The 16461-nt window shown below is 71.4% G+C and carries 16 protein-coding genes; 3 read left to right on the top strand and 13 right to left on the bottom strand.

Features of this window, described 5'->3' with window-relative positions; all coding sequences use genetic code 11:
- Positions 1–125: 125 nt before the first annotated feature.
- The 11 genes from yajC to pgsA all read right to left on the bottom strand — a co-directional run bounded on the left by yajC (position 126) and on the right by pgsA (position 9003).
- Complete coding sequence (gene yajC, locus SLAV_RS29850) at positions 126–605, bottom strand: preprotein translocase subunit YajC (RefSeq protein WP_030233907.1); 480 nt, start codon at positions 603–605, stop codon at positions 126–128.
- Between the two features lie 164 nt (positions 606–769).
- On the bottom strand, positions 770–1843 hold the full coding sequence (ruvB, locus tag SLAV_RS29845; RefSeq protein WP_030233903.1) for a Holliday junction branch migration DNA helicase RuvB: 1074 nt from the start codon (positions 1841–1843) through the stop codon (positions 770–772).
- Positions 1844–1940: 97 nt separating this feature from the next.
- Complete coding sequence (ruvA, locus tag SLAV_RS29840; RefSeq protein WP_030233900.1) at positions 1941–2573, bottom strand: Holliday junction branch migration protein RuvA; 633 nt, start codon at positions 2571–2573, stop codon at positions 1941–1943.
- Positions 2570–3103 (bottom strand): crossover junction endodeoxyribonuclease RuvC, encoded by a 534-nt coding sequence (gene ruvC / locus SLAV_RS29835; protein WP_030233897.1) that lies wholly within the window; start codon positions 3101–3103, stop codon positions 2570–2572. The genes ruvA and ruvC overlap by 4 nt, the downstream gene beginning before the upstream one ends.
- 122 nt (positions 3104–3225) lie before the next feature.
- Complete coding sequence (locus tag SLAV_RS29830; RefSeq protein WP_030233895.1) at positions 3226–3978, bottom strand: YebC/PmpR family DNA-binding transcriptional regulator; 753 nt, start codon at positions 3976–3978, stop codon at positions 3226–3228.
- A 57-nt stretch (positions 3979–4035) separates the two neighbouring features.
- Complete coding sequence (gene pdxT / locus SLAV_RS29825; protein ID WP_030233892.1) at positions 4036–4629, bottom strand: pyridoxal 5'-phosphate synthase glutaminase subunit PdxT; 594 nt, start codon at positions 4627–4629, stop codon at positions 4036–4038.
- Positions 4630–4636: 7 nt separating this feature from the next.
- On the bottom strand, positions 4637–5554 hold the full coding sequence (gene pdxS, locus SLAV_RS29820; protein WP_030233888.1) for a pyridoxal 5'-phosphate synthase lyase subunit PdxS: 918 nt from the start codon (positions 5552–5554) through the stop codon (positions 4637–4639).
- A 136-nt stretch (positions 5555–5690) separates the two neighbouring features.
- Positions 5691–6245: a membrane protein gene (locus SLAV_RS29815; protein ID WP_030233887.1), complete on the bottom strand. Its 555-nt coding sequence runs from the start codon at positions 6243–6245 to the stop codon at positions 5691–5693.
- A 24-nt stretch (positions 6246–6269) separates the two neighbouring features.
- Positions 6270–7433 (bottom strand): glycosyltransferase family 4 protein, encoded by a 1164-nt coding sequence (locus SLAV_RS29810; protein WP_030233886.1) that lies wholly within the window; start codon positions 7431–7433, stop codon positions 6270–6272.
- Entirely contained in the window at positions 7433–8335 is a 903-nt protein-coding gene (locus SLAV_RS29805; protein ID WP_030233884.1) for a phosphatidylinositol mannoside acyltransferase, read from the bottom strand. The genes SLAV_RS29810 and SLAV_RS29805 overlap by 1 nt, the downstream gene beginning before the upstream one ends.
- Positions 8335–9003 carry a phosphatidylinositol phosphate synthase gene (gene pgsA / locus SLAV_RS29800; protein WP_030233883.1) on the bottom strand — a complete coding sequence of 223 codons (669 nt, stop codon included), beginning with the start codon at positions 9001–9003 and terminating at the stop codon, positions 8335–8337. The genes SLAV_RS29805 and pgsA overlap by 1 nt, the downstream gene beginning before the upstream one ends.
- A 242-nt stretch (positions 9004–9245) precedes the next feature.
- Here pgsA and SLAV_RS29795 point away from each other — a divergent pair, with 242 nt between their 5' ends.
- The 3 genes from SLAV_RS29795 to SLAV_RS29785 all read left to right on the top strand — a co-directional run bounded on the left by SLAV_RS29795 (position 9246) and on the right by SLAV_RS29785 (position 13764).
- Entirely contained in the window at positions 9246–11450 is a 2205-nt protein-coding gene (locus SLAV_RS29795; RefSeq protein WP_030233881.1) for an elongation factor G-like protein EF-G2, read from the top strand.
- Positions 11451–11629: 179 nt separating this feature from the next.
- Positions 11630–13321: an AbeC-like domain-containing protein gene (locus SLAV_RS29790; RefSeq protein WP_037687759.1), complete on the top strand. Its 1692-nt coding sequence runs from the start codon at positions 11630–11632 to the stop codon at positions 13319–13321.
- 41 nt (positions 13322–13362) lie between these two features.
- Positions 13363–13764: a DnaJ family domain-containing protein gene (locus SLAV_RS29785; protein WP_030233874.1), complete on the top strand. Its 402-nt coding sequence runs from the start codon at positions 13363–13365 to the stop codon at positions 13762–13764.
- A 28-nt stretch (positions 13765–13792) separates the two neighbouring features.
- Here SLAV_RS29785 and SLAV_RS29780 read toward each other — a convergent pair whose 3' ends face one another.
- Both SLAV_RS29780 and thrS read right to left on the bottom strand, forming a co-directional pair.
- Entirely contained in the window at positions 13793–14353 is a 561-nt protein-coding gene (locus SLAV_RS29780; protein ID WP_030233872.1) for an HIT family protein, read from the bottom strand.
- Positions 14354–14435: 82 nt separating this feature from the next.
- Entirely contained in the window at positions 14436–16412 is a 1977-nt protein-coding gene (thrS, locus tag SLAV_RS29775) for a threonine--tRNA ligase (protein WP_030233869.1), read from the bottom strand.
- Between the last annotated feature and the right edge of the window lie 49 nt (positions 16413–16461).

Genomic DNA, 16461 nt, shown 5'->3' with positions numbered 1-16461 from the left:
GTCCCGCGCCGGGTCAGCGCGCGGACGGCCACGAAATGTGTGGTGGGGACCCCTGCCCCCCGCAGAAGTTCACTGCGGGTACCGCGGCGTCGCCGGTCGGACGCCACCGCGGTACCGGCCGGACGTTACTTGGTGCCGGCCTCGCCGTCGGACTTGCCGTCCTTCGGCTCGTCGCCCTTGGCCTCGTCGCCCTTGCCCAGGTCGAGCTTGGGCGCCTCGTCCGCGTCGCCGTCCTTCGACAGGTCCGTCTTCGGGGCGTCGGCCTCGGTCAGCGAGGAGGCGTCGTCCGGGACGACCGGCGTGTCGAGGGTCAGGTCCTCGGTGGTGCCGTGGACGATGCGGTTGTACTCCTCGTCCTCCAGCACGGCGCCGATGGCGTTCTTCGCGTAGATGGCGTGGACGCCGGGGGCCACCTCAAGGGTGACCGTGTCCTCACCGATCTCCTTCACCGTGGCGTACATGCCGCCGATGGTGCGGACGCCGGTGCCGGGCGACATTTCGTTGCGCATCTGCGCGGCCGCCTGCTGCTTCTTCTTCGCGGAGCGGGTCATCAGGAACATCGCCCCGATGAGCACGATGAACGGGAGGAGTGTCACGAGATTCACGGGACGGAGATCCTTCGCACGACCGCACGGGAGACGGCCATTTTCTACGGGGGTGGGCACGCCGACCCGAAGGGTCGGCATCGGCGGAGTCTAGGCGAGTCCGCACCGATGGAACAACGCCCAGCATGGCACCGCAGTTCCTGACCGGGGAAACGCCCGCGCCGTCAGGCCCCGAACAAGCCCTGTTGTCCCCTTGGTCCGCCGCCGGCCTGCTGCGGGGGGACAAGCCCCAGGTGAGCCCATGCGGCGGGGGTGGCGACCCGCCCGCGCGGGGTACGCGCCAGCAGTCCTTCTCGGACCAGGAAGGGTTCGGCCACTTCCTCGACGGTCTCCCGCTCCTCGCCGACCGCCACCGCGAGGGTGGAGAGGCCGACGGGGCCGCCGCCGAACAGCTTGAGCAGGGCCTCCAGCACCGCCCGGTCCAGCCGGTCGAGCCCGCGCGCGTCCACCTCGTAGACCTGGAGGGCGGTTCCGGCCACCTCGCGGGTGATCACCCCGTCGGCCCTCACCTGGGCGTAGTCGCGGACGCGGCGCAGGAGGCGGTTGGCGATGCGGGGCGTGCCGCGGGAGCGTCCGGCGATCTCGGCGGCGCCGGCGGTGTCGATCTCCACGTCGAGGAGGCGGGCGGAGCGGTGGACGACCCGCTCCAGCTCCTCGGGGGCGTAGAACTCCATGTGGCCGGTGAAGCCGAAACGGTCCCGCAGCGGCGGGGGCAGCAGGCCGGCCCGGGTCGTCGCCCCGACGAGGGTGAAGGGCGGCAGCTCCAGCGGGATGGCGGTCGCCCCGGGGCCCTTGCCGACGATCACGTCGACGCGGAAGTCCTCCATGGCCATGTACAGCATCTCCTCGGCGGGCCGGGACATGCGGTGGATCTCGTCGAGGAAGAGCACCTCGCCCTCCTGGAGGGAGGAGAGGATGGCGGCGAGGTCGCCGGCGTGCTGGATGGCCGGGCCGGAGGTGATCCGGATCGGCGCCCCCATCTCGGCGGCGATGATCATGGAGAGGGTGGTCTTGCCGAGGCCGGGCGCGCCGGAGAGCAGGACGTGGTCGGCGGTGGCGCCGCGCTGCTTGGCCGCCTTGAGGACGAGGTCGAGCTGCTGGCGGACCTTCTCCTGGCCGACGAACTCACCGAGGTCCTTGGGGCGCAGGGCCGCCTCGACGGCGGTGTCCTCGCCGTCGGCGCCGGGCGCGACGAGCCGGTCCGGCTCGGGGATGTCGGTCTCGTCGTACCCGTTCACGGTGTCAGTCTGCCTTTTCGGTCATCTCGGTCGGTGCGGTGTGCGTGGCCCCACGGGGCCCGGAGCGGCGGCCGGCGGGCGGTGCGGCGGGGTCCGGTCAGCGGGCGCGGTTGAGGGACTGCAGGGCGGCGCGCAGCAGCTGCGGCACGGGCGCGGAGCCGCCGGCGGCGATGGCCTCCTCGGCCTGCGGGGTCACGGCGGAGACCGCCTCGTCCGCGTCCCGGGCGGCGTACCCGAGACCGATCAGCGCGGCCTGGAGCTGTTCGGTCCAGGGCGCCGGACCTGCGGCGACGGCCCGCTGGGCGCCGACGAGGCCGCTGGTCCCGAGCGGGGCGCCGAGCTTGTCCTTGAGCTCCAGGAGGAGCTTCTGGGCGCCCTTCTTGCCGATTCCGGGCACCGCCGTCAGGGCCTTCTCGTCGCCCGTGGAGACGGCGAGGCGCAGCGCGTCGGGGCTGTGGACGCCGAGCATGGCCTGGGCCAGCCGGGGGCCGACGCCGCTGGCGGTCTGGAGGAGCTCGAAGACCTGGCGTTCGTCGTCGTCGGCGAAGCCGTAGAGGGTCAGCGAGTCCTCGCGCACGACCAGCGAGGTCGCGAGCCTCGCCGGATCACCGATCCGCAGGCCCGCGATCGTGTTCGGCGTGCACTGCACGGCCATGCCGACCCCGCCGACCTCGATCACGGCGAGGGTGGGGGCGAGTGCGGCGACCTGGCCGCTGACGAAGGCGATCATCGGGTACGGCCTTTCGAGGCGGCGTGCAGCGCGGCCGCCTGCTGGAGTCGGTTCTGGGCGGGGGCCCGCCAGATGTGGCAGATGGCGAGGGCGAGGGCGTCGGCGGCGTCGGCCGGTTTCGGCGGGGCGGCGAGCCGCAGCAGCCGGGTCACCATGGCCCCGACCTGCGCCTTGTCAGCCCGGCCGGTACCGGTGACGGCGGCCTTGACCTCGCTGGGGGTGTGCAGGGCGACCGGTATCCCGCGGCGGGCCGCGCAGAGCATGGCGACGGCGCTGGCCTGGGCGGTGCCCATGACGGTGCTGACGTTGTGCTGGCTGAAGACCCGCTCCACGGCGACGACCTCGGGCCGGTACGTGTCGAGCCACTCCTCGATGCCCTGCTCGACGGCGACGAGCCGGTCCCCCAGCTCGGCGTCCGCGGGCGTGCGCACGACGCCGACGCCGAGCATGGTCAGCGGCCGCCCGGCGACACCCTCGACCACCCCGACACCACACCGCGTCAGGCCCGGGTCCACACCCAGTACGCGCACCGCGCCCCCCCGTCCTTCGATGGCCCGTCCGTCCTCGCAGGCTATCGGGTGGTACTGACAGAGCGGCGGGCCGGCAGGGTGTGTCCCTGCCGGCCCGCCGAAAACAGCAACCGTCGACCGACTCAGGCGTCGACCTTCTCCATGACCTCGTCCGAGACGTCGAAGTTGGCGAAGACGTTCTGCACGTCGTCGCTGTCCTCCAGCGCGTCGATCAGCTTGAAGATCTTGCGGGCGCCCTCTTCGTCGAGTTCGACCTGCATGGTCGGGACGAAGCTGGAGTCGGCCGAGTCGTAGTCGATGCCGGCCTCCTGGAGCGCCGTGCGGACCGCGACCATGTCGGTGGCCTCGCTGATGATCTCGAACTGGTCGCCGAGGTCGTTGACCTCCTCGGCGCCGGCCTCCAGGACGGTCTCCAGGACGTCGTCCTCGGAGAGCTCGCCCTTGGGCAGCAGGACGACACCCTTGCGGTTGAACAGGTACGAGACCGAGCCCGGGTCCGCCATGGAGCCGCCGTTGCGGGTCATGGCGACGCGGACGTCGGAGGCGGCGCGGTTGCGGTTGTCGGTGAGGCACTCGATGAGCACCGCGACACCGTTCGGGCCGTAGCCTTCGTACATGATCGTCTCGTAGTCGGCGCCGCCGGCCTCAAGGCCGCCGCCGCGCTTGACCGCGGAGTCGATGTTCTTGTTCGGGACCGAGCTCTTCTTGGCCTTCTGGACGGCGTCGTAGAGCGTCGGGTTGCCGTCGATGTCGGCACCGCCCATACGGGCCGCGACCTCGATGTTCTTGATCAGCTTCGCGAAGAGCTTGCCGCGCTTGGCATCGATCACGGCCTTCTTGTGCTTCGTCGTAGCCCATTTAGAGTGGCCGGACATCCGCCTGTCTCCTTCGCGTAACCAACAGTGTTCGTCCCCGATCCTACCGGGAGCCGGTCAGAGCCCCGCGCGCACCATGTCGACGAAGTACGCGTGGACCCGGTCGTCCCCGGTCAGTTCGGGGTGGAACGAGGTCGCCAGGACATTACCCTGGCGCACGGCGACCGTGTGGCCCTCGTACGTGGCGAGCACCTCGGCGGTGGCGCCTACCGACTCGACCCACGGGGCGCGGATGAAGACGCCCTCGACGGGGCCGCCGGCTATGCCGGCGAAGTCGATCTTCGCTTCGAAGGACTCGTTCTGGCGGCCGAAGGCGTTGCGGCGCACGATCATGTCGATGCCGCCGAGCGTCTCCTGGTCGTCACGGCCGTCGAGCAGCTTGTCGGCCAGCATGATCATGCCGGCGCAGGTGCCGTAGACGGGCATGCCCGCCCGGACGCGCTCGCGCAGCGGCTCCAGCATGCCGAACAGCACGGCGAGCTTCGACATGGTCGTCGACTCGCCGCCGGGGATCACCAGGGCGTCGACCTCGGCGAGCTCCTCGGGACGCCGGACCGGCCTGGCCACGGCGTCCGCCGCGGCCAGGGCGATCAGGTGCTCCCGTACGTCGCCCTGGAGGGCCAGGACACCGATCACGGGGGTGTTCGTCATGTCGGGACTACCAGCCGCGGTTGGCGTAGCGCTCGGCCTCGGGGAGGGTGTCGCAGTTGATGCCGACCATGGCCTCGCCCAGGTTGCGGGAGGCGTCCGCGATGACCTTCGGGTCGTCGTAGAAGGTGGTGGCCTTCACGATGGCGGCGGCGCGCTTGGCCGGGTCGCCCGACTTGAAGATGCCGGAGCCGACGAAGACGCCCTCGGCACCGAGCTGGCGCATCAGCGCGGCGTCGGCCGGGGTGGCGACGCCACCGGCGGAGAACAGCACGACCGGGAGCTTGCCGAGCTCGGCAACTTCCTTGACGAGCTCGTACGGGGCGCGCAGCTCCTTGGCGGCGGCGAACAGCTCGTTGTTGTCGTAGCCGCGCAGGCGGGCGATCTCGTTCTTGATCTGGCGCAGGTGGCGGACGGCCTCGACGACGTTGCCGGTGCCGGCCTCACCCTTGGAACGGATCATGGCCGCGCCCTCGGCGATGCGGCGCAGGGCCTCGCCCAGGTTGGTGGCGCCACAGACGAAGGGGGTGGTGAAGGCCCACTTGTCGGAGTGGTTGACCTCGTCGGCCGGGGTCAGGACCTCGGACTCGTCGATGTAGTCGACGCCGAGGGACTGCAGCACCTGGGCCTCGACGAAGTGGCCGATGCGGGACTTGGCCATGACCGGGATGGAGACGGCCCCGATGATCTCTTCGATCATGTTCGGGTCGGACATGCGGGCCACGCCGCCGTCCTTGCGGATGTCGGCGGGGACCCGCTCCAGGGCCATGACGGCCACGGCGCCGGCGTCCTCGGCGATCTTCGCCTGCTCGGCGTTGACCACGTCCATGATCACGCCGCCCTTGAGCTGCTCGGCCATGCCGCGCTTGACGCGGGAGGTGCCGACGGCCGACTCAGCGGACTGGGAAGAGGTGGGAAGCGTGCTCACGGGTTGACCTCACTCGAAAGGAAGACGGGTACTACTGGGCTGAGAAAACCCCACGGACCAGTCCACGGCAAGGGCCAATGTGGAGCCGGTGGCCCCTCGACTTGTCCCCCGCGGCACTGGCCGGACCCGTCCGCGCCTATGCGGGGCGGTCGGCCAGGTCCACCGGAGGCTCATCGTCCATTTCGAAGGCGAGCGGGAACGGGGCGTGTCCCGCCAGTCTGAACCACCGCACCTTGCGGTGGCGGCGCAGCGCGCGGGCGGCCCGTACGGCGTCGTTGAGGAACCGCCGCGCCATCGGCACCCGGCGCACGGCCGCCGCCAGCTCCTCGGCCGCCGCCTCTCCCCCGGGAGCCGCCTTGAGCACCTCCACCTGGTCGGCGTCGGCGAACACCGCGCGCAGCGCCTGGCTGAGCTCGCTCTCGGCGACCTCCCGCTGCTCCTCCTCGGCCTGCCGGGCCGCGTGGGCGGCCTCGTACAGCACGAGCGAGGAGGCGGGGTCCAGCGCCCCGGAGGTGGCCACCTCCAGCACCACGGAGGCGCGCCGCACGAGCTGCGCGTCGAGGGCGGCCCGGGCGGCGTCCATACGCGTGTGCAGCCGGTCCAGCCGCCCGGCGGTCCAGCTGAGGTAGACCCCGACGACGCCGAGCGCCACCGCGATCCAGACAAGGTTTTCGATCACGGGCCGCGACATTACCGGCTACGGCGGGCCGTGCGCTCAGCCGTCCCGCGAGAAGCCGAGGCGGGTGCGGAGGGGGATGCGTTCGTCGGCGGCGACCGCGGCCGCGCCGTCGGTGACCGTCTCGTAGACGGCCAGGATGTCCGCGCCCACCGTCGACCAGTCGAAACGCCGTACGTGGGCCGAGCCGCGGGCGCTCAGCTCCGCGCGCCGGGCCGGGTCGCGCAGGAGGGCGACGGCGGCCGTCGCCAGTGAGCCCGCGTCCTCGTTGGCGAAGAGCTCGCCCGCCGCGCCCTGGTCCAGTACCTGGGCGAAGGCGTCGAGGTCCGAGGCCAGGACGGCCGCCCCGGCGGAGAGGGCCTCGACCAGGATGATCCCGAAGCTCTCGCCGCCGGTGTTGGGGGCCACGTAGACGTCCACGCTGCGCAGCAGGCGCGCCTTGTCCTCGTCGGAGACCATGCCGAGGAACTCCACCCGGGAGCGCAGTTCCGCGGGGAGGGAGGCCACGGCCTCCTCCTCGTCGCCCCGGCCCGCGACGAGCAGCCGTACGTCCGGGCACTGCTCGACGATGGCCGGGAAGGCGGCCATCAGCACCGGCAGGCCCTTGCGGGGTTCGTCGATGCGGCCGATGAAGCCGAGGGTGTGACCGGACCAGTCGGGGTTCGGGTCGGCCTTGGCGAAGAAGTCCACGTCGACGCCGTTGGGGATGACCACGGCGTCCCCGCCGAGGTGTTCCACCAGCGTGCGCCGGGCGTACTCGCTCACCGCGATCCGGGCGCTGATCTTCTCCAGCGCCGGCTGGAGGATCGGGTACGCGGCGATCATCGCCCGCGAGCGGGGGTTGGAGGTGTGGAAGGTGGCCACGATCGGGCCCTGGGCGGCCCAGCAGGACAGCAGCCCGAGGGAGGGCGAGGCGGGCTCGTGGATGTGGATCACGTCGAAGACGCCGTCGTGCAGCCAGCGGCGCACGCGGGCGGCCGAGAGAAAGCCGAAGTTCAGCCGGGCGACCGACCCGTTGTAGGGCACCGGCACCGCCCGTCCCGCCGAGACCACGTAGGGGGGCAGCGGGGTCTCGTCGTCGGCCGGCGCCAGGACCGACACCTCGTGGCCGAGGCGGATCAGGTGCTCCGCCAGGTCACGGATGTGGAACTGGACGCCGCCCGGCACGTCCCACGAGTACGGGCACACGATGCCGATCTTCACTACGGGCGCTCCTCCAGGTCGTCGAGCCACAAGCGCTGCAGCATGTGCCAGTCCTGCGGGTGGGCGGCGATGCCCCAGGCGAAGGCGTCCGCCAGTGCCTGGGTCATGGCCGCGGTCTTCTCGGTGCGCGTACCCGTACCGGGCACCTCCACCTCGGGGTGGATCCGGCCGTACATCACCGGGGTGTCGCCGTAGTGCAGGGTCGCCGGGAGCAGGACGGCGCCGGTCTGCTGGGCCAGCAGGGCCGGCCCCGCAGGCATCCGGGCCTTGGCGCCGAAGAAGTCCACCTCGACCCCCGAGGCCGACAGGTCCCGGTCCGCGACCAGGCAGACCATGCCGCCGGAGCGCAGCCGCCGGGCCAGGGTGCCGAAGGCGGCGCCGCCGCTGTGCGGCAGGACCTCCATGCCCAGGCTCTCGCGGTAGGCCACGAAGCGGTCGTAGAGCGACTCGGGCTTGAGCCGCTCGGCGACCGTGGTGAACGGGGTCCCGATGTGGCCGATGGCCCAGGCCCCCGCGAGGTCCCAGTTGGCCAGGTGCGGCAGGGCCACGATCACCCCGCGCCCGGTGGCGAGGGCCTCGCGCAGGAGGTTCTCGTCCTGGAAGCGGACGTCCGTGCTGAACCGCCGCGGATCCATCGTCGGCAGCCGGAAGGATTCCATCCAGTAGCGCATGTACGAGCGCATGCCGGCGTGCGAGAGCTCGCGCAGCCGCTCGGGGGTCGCGTCCGGCACCACCCGGGCCAGGTTCGACTCCAGGCGCAGCACGCTCTTGCCGCGCCGTTTCCAGGCCACGTCGGCGATCTTGCGGCCGAGGGCCACCGCGGCCGGTTCGGGGAGCTTCTTGACGCCGGCCCAGCCGAGCCCGTAGAGGCCGTCGACGAGCTTGTCCTGTGCCTTGCCCATCAGGCCGTACCGCCCTCGGACCCGGCCGCCGCCGCGGCGTCCGCCTCGGCGGCCTCTCGGCGTACGGTGACCACCCGCTGGATCAGGGTGACGAGCGAGCCGGCCGCCACGACCCACAGGGCGATCGGCAGCAGCACGCCGATCCAGGAGGGGGCGCCGAAGGTCTGGAGCCCGGACAGGCCGGCCGCGACCAGGGAGATCACCAGTCGCTCGGCGCGTTCGATGAGCCCGTTGACGGCGACCGGAAGCCCGATCGACTCGCCCCGGGCCTTCGTGTACGAGACCACCTGGCCGCTGGCCAGGCAGAAGATCGCCACGGCGCACAGCGCGTTGTCGTTCCCGTGGCCCGCGTACCAGAGCGCGAGGCCGCCGAAGATCGCCGCGTCGGCCACCCGGTCGAGGGTGGAGTCGAGGAAGGCGCCCCACCGGCTGGAGACCCCGGCCTGGCGGGCCATGTTCCCGTCCACCAGGTCGGAGAACACGAAGAGGGTGATGGTGATCGTGCCCCAGAAGAACTCGCCCCGGGGGAAGAAGACCAGCGCTCCGGCCACCACTCCGGCGGTGCCGATGAGGGTGACCGCGTCCGGGCTCACCCCCCGACGGAGGAGAAACGCGGCGAACGGCGTGAGAACACGCGTGAAGAATGCACGCGCGTACTTGTTCAGCATGGCCTTCCCGGAGGGTCGCTGGGCCGCGCGGCCACATCGGCCACCGGCTGGCCCATCGTAGCCAGCGCCCCGGGCCCGTCACGCCGCGCACCCACCGGTTCGCGCCGCGCAATCCGGCCGCCGTGCCACCGTCACGCTCCGGACGGCCGCCGGTACGACGTATGGACGCAGTGTGACACCGGTGCAAAGCTCGAAGGACCCCGATCACCCTCCTCACCGCGACACCAGGAGGCACGAGCAGCATGGGAGCCACATCACACCAAGCCGGAGCCGCCGGCAGGGCACTGACGGCCGACCGCCCCTCGTCCGTACGCAACGTCGTGCTGGTCGGCCACAGCGGCGCCGGGAAGACCACCCTCGTCGAGGCCCTGGCCCTGACCGCGGGGGCCGTGAACCGGGCCGGACGGGTCGAGGACGGGGGCACGGTCTCGGACTACGACGAGATCGAGCACCGCCGCCAGCGCTCCGTCCAGCTCTCCCTGGTCCCCGTCGAATGGGCCGGCATCAAGATCAACATCCTGGACACCCCCGGATACGCCGATTTCGTCGGCGAACTCAGGGCCGGTCTGCGCGCGGCGGACGCGGCCCTCTTCGTCGTCTCGGCCGCCGACGGGATCGACGGGGCCACCCGCATGGTCTGGGAGGAGTGCGAGGCGGTCGGCATGCCCCGCGCCATCGTCGTCACCCATGTGGAGGCAGCCCGCTCCGATTACTCGGAGACGGCCGCCGCCTGCGGCGAGGCCTTCGGAGCCGAGGACCCAGACGCCGTCGTCCCGCTCTACCTGCCGCTGTACGGAGCCCGCGGACCCGACGGCCACGCCCCGGTCACCGGCCTGATCGGCCTGCTCTCCCGGCGGGTGTACGACTACTCCTCCGGCGAACGCGCCGAGCGCGACCCCGATCCCGCCGAGCTCGCGCTGATCGACGGCGCCCGCTCCCGGCTGATCGAGGGGATCATCGCCGAGAGCGAGGACGAGAGCCTCATGGACCGCTACCTCGGCGGCGAGGACATCGACGTCAAGACCCTGATCGACGACCTGGAGCGGGCCGTCGCCCGGGGCACCTTCCACCCCGTCCTGATGGCCGCCCCCGCCGCCGACGGCGCCCGTCAGGGCCTGGGCACGGTCGAACTCCTCGAACTGATCACCGGCGGCTTCCCCACCCCCGAGGAACGCGCCCCCGTCACCGTCACCGCCCCGGACGGCTCCCCGCGCCCCGCCGTCACCTGCGATCCGGCCGGCCCGCTCCTCGCCGAGGTCGTCAAGACCTCCTCCGATCCCTACGTGGGCCGCGTCTCCCTGGTCCGCGTCTTCTCCGGCACCCTGCGCCCCGAGGAGACCGTGCACGTCAGCGGTCACGGGCTGGCCGACCGGGGGCACGAGGACCACGACGTCGACGAACGCGTCGGCGCCCTCACCTCCCCCTTCGGCAAACAGCAGCGCACCCTCGGCACCTGCATCGCGGGCGACCTCGCCTGCGTGGCCAAACTCACCCGCGCCGAGACCGGCGACACCCTCTCCGCCAAGGACTCCCCCCTCCTGATGGAGCCCTGGGCGATGCCGGACCCGCTGCTCCCCCTCGCCATCGAGGCCCACAGCAAGGCCGACGACGACAAGCTCTCCCAGGGCCTGGCCCGGCTCGTCGCCGAGGACCCCACGATGCGGCTGGAGCAGAACCCGCACACCCACCAGCTGGTCCTGTGGTCGCTGGGCGAGGCCCACCAGGACGTCGCCCTGGAGCGGCTGCGGACCCGCTACGGGGTCCAGGTCGACCCCGTCCCGCACAAGGTCAGCCTGCGCGAGACCTTCGGCGCGAAGGCCACCGGCCGCGGCCGGCACGTCAAGCAGTCCGGCGGCCACGGCCAGTTCGCCATCTGCGAGATCGAGGTCGAGCCCCTCCCGCCGGGCAGCGGCATCGAGTTCGTCGACAAGGTGGTCGGCGGCGCCGTGCCCCGCCAGTTCATCCCGTCCGTGGAGAAGGGCGTACGGGCCCAGGCCGCCCGGGGCATCGCGGCCGGCTATCCGCTGGTCGACGTACGGATCATCCTGCGCGACGGCAAGGCGCACTCGGTGGACTCCTCCGACGCCGCCTTCCAGACCGCCGGCGCCCTCGCCCTGCGGGAGGCCGCCGCCGACACCCCCATCCACCTCCTGGAACCCGTCGCGGAACTGGACGTACAGGTCCCCGACGCCTACGTCGGCCCGGTCATGAGCGACCTCGCGGGCCGCCGGGGCCGCGTGGTGGGCACCGAGCAGGCCGGGGCGGGCCGCACCCGGGTGCGGGCCGAGATCCCGGAGATCGAGATCGGCCGGTACGCCGTCGAGCTGCGCTCCGTGTCGCACGGCACGGGCCGGTTCAGCCGCGCCTACGCCCGCCACGAGCCGATGCCGCCCCACCTCGCGGACAAGGTGCGCGAACAGGCCGAGAAGGGAAACCAGTTGACATAACGTCACCTCCGCCGCCCACCCGACCCGCTTGCGGTGGGCGGCATTTCCCTGTCCCATGACCATGGGGCGGTGTCCGCCGATAGGCTTTTCGGCGCGGCGGACGGCACGACGGGGCACGACCACTGCAACGACTACGGCAACGACTACAGCGGCACGACAAAGAGCACAGTGGCACGGCGATGGGGGCAGCGGTGGCGGACGACGGTTTCGACTTCAGGCCCGGGGCACAGATTCCCCTCCAGGGGGGCGGCGGCCAGACCGCCGCGACCAACGCGCTCGCCTCCGCCGCGTACCGCGACGGCGGCAAGGACACCGCGCTGTCCTCGATACTCGGGGCCAACAGCGAGAACCACCCGGCTTCGGTGAAGCCCCCGAAGATCTCCCTGTTCGAGCCCAACCTCGGCGAGGCCTTCTGCCGGGCCGTGGAGGCCCGCACCCTCTCCCCCGGCCGCAAGCCGCTCATCCAGTCCTTCGGCGCCGACCCGCAGACCGTCGTCGAGCACTGCCTGGCGGCCTCCCGCATCCGCAAGGAACGCGACCGCAAGCTGCGCCTGATCATGCTGGTCTGCGGCGTGGTGTTCCTGCCCGGACTGCTGCTGTGGCTCGGCCTCTTCCAGCTGCGCAAGACCCTGGCCAAGGGCGAGGGCAAGAAGAGCACCTGGATCGGGACCGCCCTGCTGGTCGGCGTCGTCCTCGTGGCCGCGGTGCTGCTCTACCGGGTGGTCTACCGGGCGCCGGGCAGCGGCGTGCTGGAGCTGTACCTGTTCGGCTCGCTGGTCGCCCCCGCGCTGGGCTGGTTCCTGGCCCGCCGGATCTGCGAGAGCACCGCCGCCGACCTGCGCTCGCGCTGGGACGGCCTGCTCGGGGGCGGCGGGGTCGCCGCCAAGATCCCGGACGCGGTTCCCGGCAACCCGGACGAGAAGGCCCGCGAGGACCTGCGCCACCAGCTGGCGAAGCTGACCGCCGAGGACCGCAGCAACTCCGTCTTCTACGCCGGCCCCAAGGGCATCCTCGGCATGGGCACCCGCTGGGGCAGCTGGCAGATGGCCGAGGAGCTGACCCCGAAGAACGAGGGCGCGGAGATCCACCCCTTCCGCAGCTGGGACGTCATACGCGCGATGGACGCCCAGCTGCGCAAGCTGGAGCGGGGCCCGCTGCACACCGGCGGCTTCCCGGCCGCCTCCATCCAGCACTGGATCGTCACGCCCGTCGGCGAGGGCGCGGGGGAGGTCGCCCGGCCCACCGGCGAGGACGTGGACACCTTCCTGGTCAAGCCGCACGAGATCACCCGGATCTGCAACGAGCAGCAGTTCAGCGCGGGCAACCGGCACTACCTCGGCATCCAGTACCCGCTCTGGGACGGCCAGCTCGTGATCACGATGCTGGTCACCGTGACCGTGCTCTACAAGACCCTGCGCGTGGACGTCACCGCCCACGCCCTCGGCCCGGTGCACGGCCTGTTCACCACCAAGTCCAAGGCCCCGGTCATAGAGGTCCCCAAATCCGTCCGCTTCTGGGAGACGGTGGAGCGCCCGCTGCCGCTGGTGGACGCGAGCGAGGTCGTACGGCTGGCCGTGCGGGCCCCGCTGACCTGGTACCCGCCGCTCCTGGAGTACTTCGGCGGCAAGCTGGTCCTGCCCGAGCCCTTCGGCCTGCGGCACGTCTGGGCCGGCACCATGTGGCGCCACCGCTTCATGGCGGACGACGCGCTGCGCACGGTGGCCCCGGTCCTGCGCGCCGTGCACGCGGCGGCGTTCAAGGTGCTGGAGGAGAACGGCGTCGACACGGACCGCTTCACGAACCGCTCCTCGATCATGAGCGGCCTGATCCAGGAGCCCGCTCCGCGCAGGGCCGACGTCTACGACGCCTAGGTAGGCTGGAGGAGACGGATCCGACCCGGGGAGGAGCCACCATGACCGAGCGCAAGCCGCCCGGTGTCAGCTTCGAGTCCTTCGTGGACCGGCAGATTCGGGAAGCGGCCGACCGCGGCGAGTTCGAGAAGCTGCCGGGCTGGGGCAAGCCGATGGCTTCCCTGGACGCGCCCTACGACGAGCTCTGGTGGATCAAGGGGAAACTGCACCGCGAGGGCTTCTCCCCGCTGCCCCCGTCGCTCGCGCTGCGCAAGGAGGCCGAGGACGCCCTGGAGAAGGTCCGGGAGGCCCGCACCGAACGTCAGGTACGGGCCGTCCTCACGGAGGTCAACGAGAAGATCCGCGCGGCTCTGCTCAGGCCGCCGCCCGGACCTCCCCTGAACCTCACCGAGTTCGACGTGGACGCCGCCGTGGCCGACTGGCGCGCGGCCCGCGGGGCCTAGGCCGCGCCGGGGGCCCGGGGCCGGTCGGCTAGTCGACCGGCCAGGCGTCCGCGAGCATCTGGCGGGTGTCGGCCAGGAGCTGCGGCAGGACCTTGGTGTGGCCGACCACCGGCATGAAGTTCGTGTCCCCGCCCCAGCGCGGCACGATGTGCTGGTGCAGGTGCGCGGCGATGCCGGCGCCGGCGGCCGCGCCCTGGTTCATGCCGATGTTGAACCCGTGCGCACCGGACGCCTTGCGCAGCGCGGCCATGGCCCGCTTGGTGAGGTCCGCGAGCTCGGCCGTCTCGGGGCCGTCGAGCTCGGTGTAGTCGGCGACGTGCCGGTACGGCACGACCATCAGGTGGCCGCCGTTGTACGGGTAGAGGTTCAGCACGGCGTAGACGTGCTCGCCCCGGGCCACGATCAGGCCGTCCTGGTCGGACATCTCCGGAATCCCGCAGAAGGGACAGCCGTCCCCGGCCTCCGGGCCGGTCGGCTTGTTCTCCCCCTGGATGTAGGCCATCCGGTGGGGCGTCCACAGACGCTGGAACGCGTCCTGCGTACCCACACCGATCTGCTGCTCCGGCTCAATCGTCATAGGACGCAGCATATGACCTCGTCCCGGCGTACAAGGAAGGCCCCCGGAAAGTGATCGCTTCCCGGGGGCCCGCCGACTGCCGTAGCGCCGTGAATCAGACCTGCACGCGGTCGGCGACCACCTTCGCCAGCTTGGCCAGGGCCTCGTCCTTCGCGATGCCGTTCTCCTGCGAACCGTCGCGGTAGCGGAAGGAGACGGTGCCCGCGGCCATGTCCTCGTCACCGACGATGATCATGAAGGGGACCTTGAGCTTCTGGTGGTTGCGGATCTTCTTCTGCATGCGGTCGGAGGAGGCGTCCACCTCGACCCGCAGCCCCTGCTTCTTCGCCTCGGCGGCGAACTCCTGGAGGTACTCCACGTGCCCGTCGCCGATCGGGATGCCGACGGCCTGGACCGGGGCCAGCCACGGCGGCATGGCGCCCGCGTAGTGCTCCAGCAGCACCGCGAAGAACCGCTCGATCGAGCCGAACAGGGCGCGGTGGATCATGACCGGGCGCTGGCGCGATCCGTCCGGGCCGGTGTACTCCAGGTTGAAGCGCTCCGGCAGGTTGAAGTCGAGCTGCACGGTCGACATCTGCCAGGTGCGGCCGATGGCGTCACGGCACTGGACCGAGATCTTCGGGCCGTAGAACGCGGCGCCGCCCGGGTCCGGGACCAGCGGAAGGCCCTGCTTCTCGGCGACCGACTGGAGGACCGCGGTGGCCTCCTCCCAGACCTCGTCGGAGCCGACGAACTTCTCCGGGTCCTTGGTCGACAGCTCCAGGTAGAAGTCGGTCAGACCGTAGTCGCGGAGCAGGTTCAGCACGAAGGTCAGCGTGCGGTCGAGCTCCTCCGCCATCTGCTCCTTGGTGCAGTAGATGTGCGCGTCGTCCTGGGTGAAGCCGCGCGAGCGGGTCAGGCCGTGCACGACGCCGGACTTCTCGTACCGGTACACGGTGCCGAACTCGAAGAGGCGCAGCGGCAGCTCGCGGTAGGAGCGCCCGCGCGCGTCGAAGATCAGGTTGTGCATCGGGCAGTTCATGGGCTTGAGGTAGTAGTCGGTACCACCGTCGAGCTGCATGGGGGGGTACATGCCCTCCGCGTACCAGTCCAGGTGGCCGCTCTTCTCGAAGAGGGCGCCCTTGGTGGCGTGCGGGGTGTAGACGAACTCGTAGCCCTCTTCCTCGTGGCGCTTGCGCGAGTAGTCCTCCATGGTCCGGCGGATGACGCCGCCGCGCGGGTGGAAGACGGCCAGGCCGGAGCCGATCTCGTCCTGTACGGAGAACAGGTCGAGCTCGGTGCCCAGGCGCCGGTGGTCGCGCTTCTCGGCCTCGGCGAGGAAGTCGAGGTGCGCCTTCAGCTCGTCCTTCGACGGCCAGGCGGTGCCGTAGATGCGCTGCAGCATCGGGTTCTTCTCGCTGCCGCGCCAGTAGGCGGCCGCGTTGCGCATCAGCTTGAAGGCCGGGATGTTGCGGGTGGTGGGCAGGTGGGGACCGCGGCAGAGGTCCTTCCAGCACAGCTCACCGGTCTTCGCGTCGAGGTTGTCGTAGATGGTCAGCTCGCCGCCGCCCACCTCGACGTTCGCGCCGTCGTCGGTCGACGCCGAACCCTTGATCCCGATGAGCTCCAGCTTGTACGGCTCGTCGGCGAGCTCCTCGCGGGCGGCCTCGTCGGTGACCACGCGGCGGGCGAAGCGCTGGCCGCGCTTCTGGATCTCCTGCATCTTCTTCTCGATGGCCTTGAGGTCATCGGGGGTGAAGGGCCTGGCCACGTCGAAGTCGTAGTAGAAGCCGTCGCGGACCGGCGGGCCGATGCCCAGCTTGGCCTCGGGGAACAGCTCCTGCACGGCCTGCGCCATCACGTGCGCGGTCGAGTGGCGCAGGATGTTCAGGCCGTCCTCGGAGGAGATCTCCACCGGCTCGACGGTCTCGCCGTCCGCCACCTCGTACGAGAGGTCCTTCAGTTCGCCCGCGATGCGCGCGGCGACGACGGTGCGCTCGCCGGCGAAGAGCTCGGCCGCCGTAGTGCCCGTGGCCACCACGCGCTCGTCCCGCTCGGAATCGCGTTGGATGATCACACGGACGTCTGACACCGGTCACTCCTGACTCAAGGGATGCGCGAGCGAACACTGCGCGCCTGAA

The sequence above is a fragment of the Streptomyces lavendulae subsp. lavendulae genome (assembly GCF_002803845.1).
Classification (GTDB): Bacteria; Actinomycetota; Actinomycetes; order Streptomycetales; family Streptomycetaceae; genus Streptomyces; species Streptomyces lavendulae.
The sequence above is the reverse complement of the archived record's forward strand: the minus strand, read 5'-3'. Positions and strand labels throughout refer to the sequence as shown.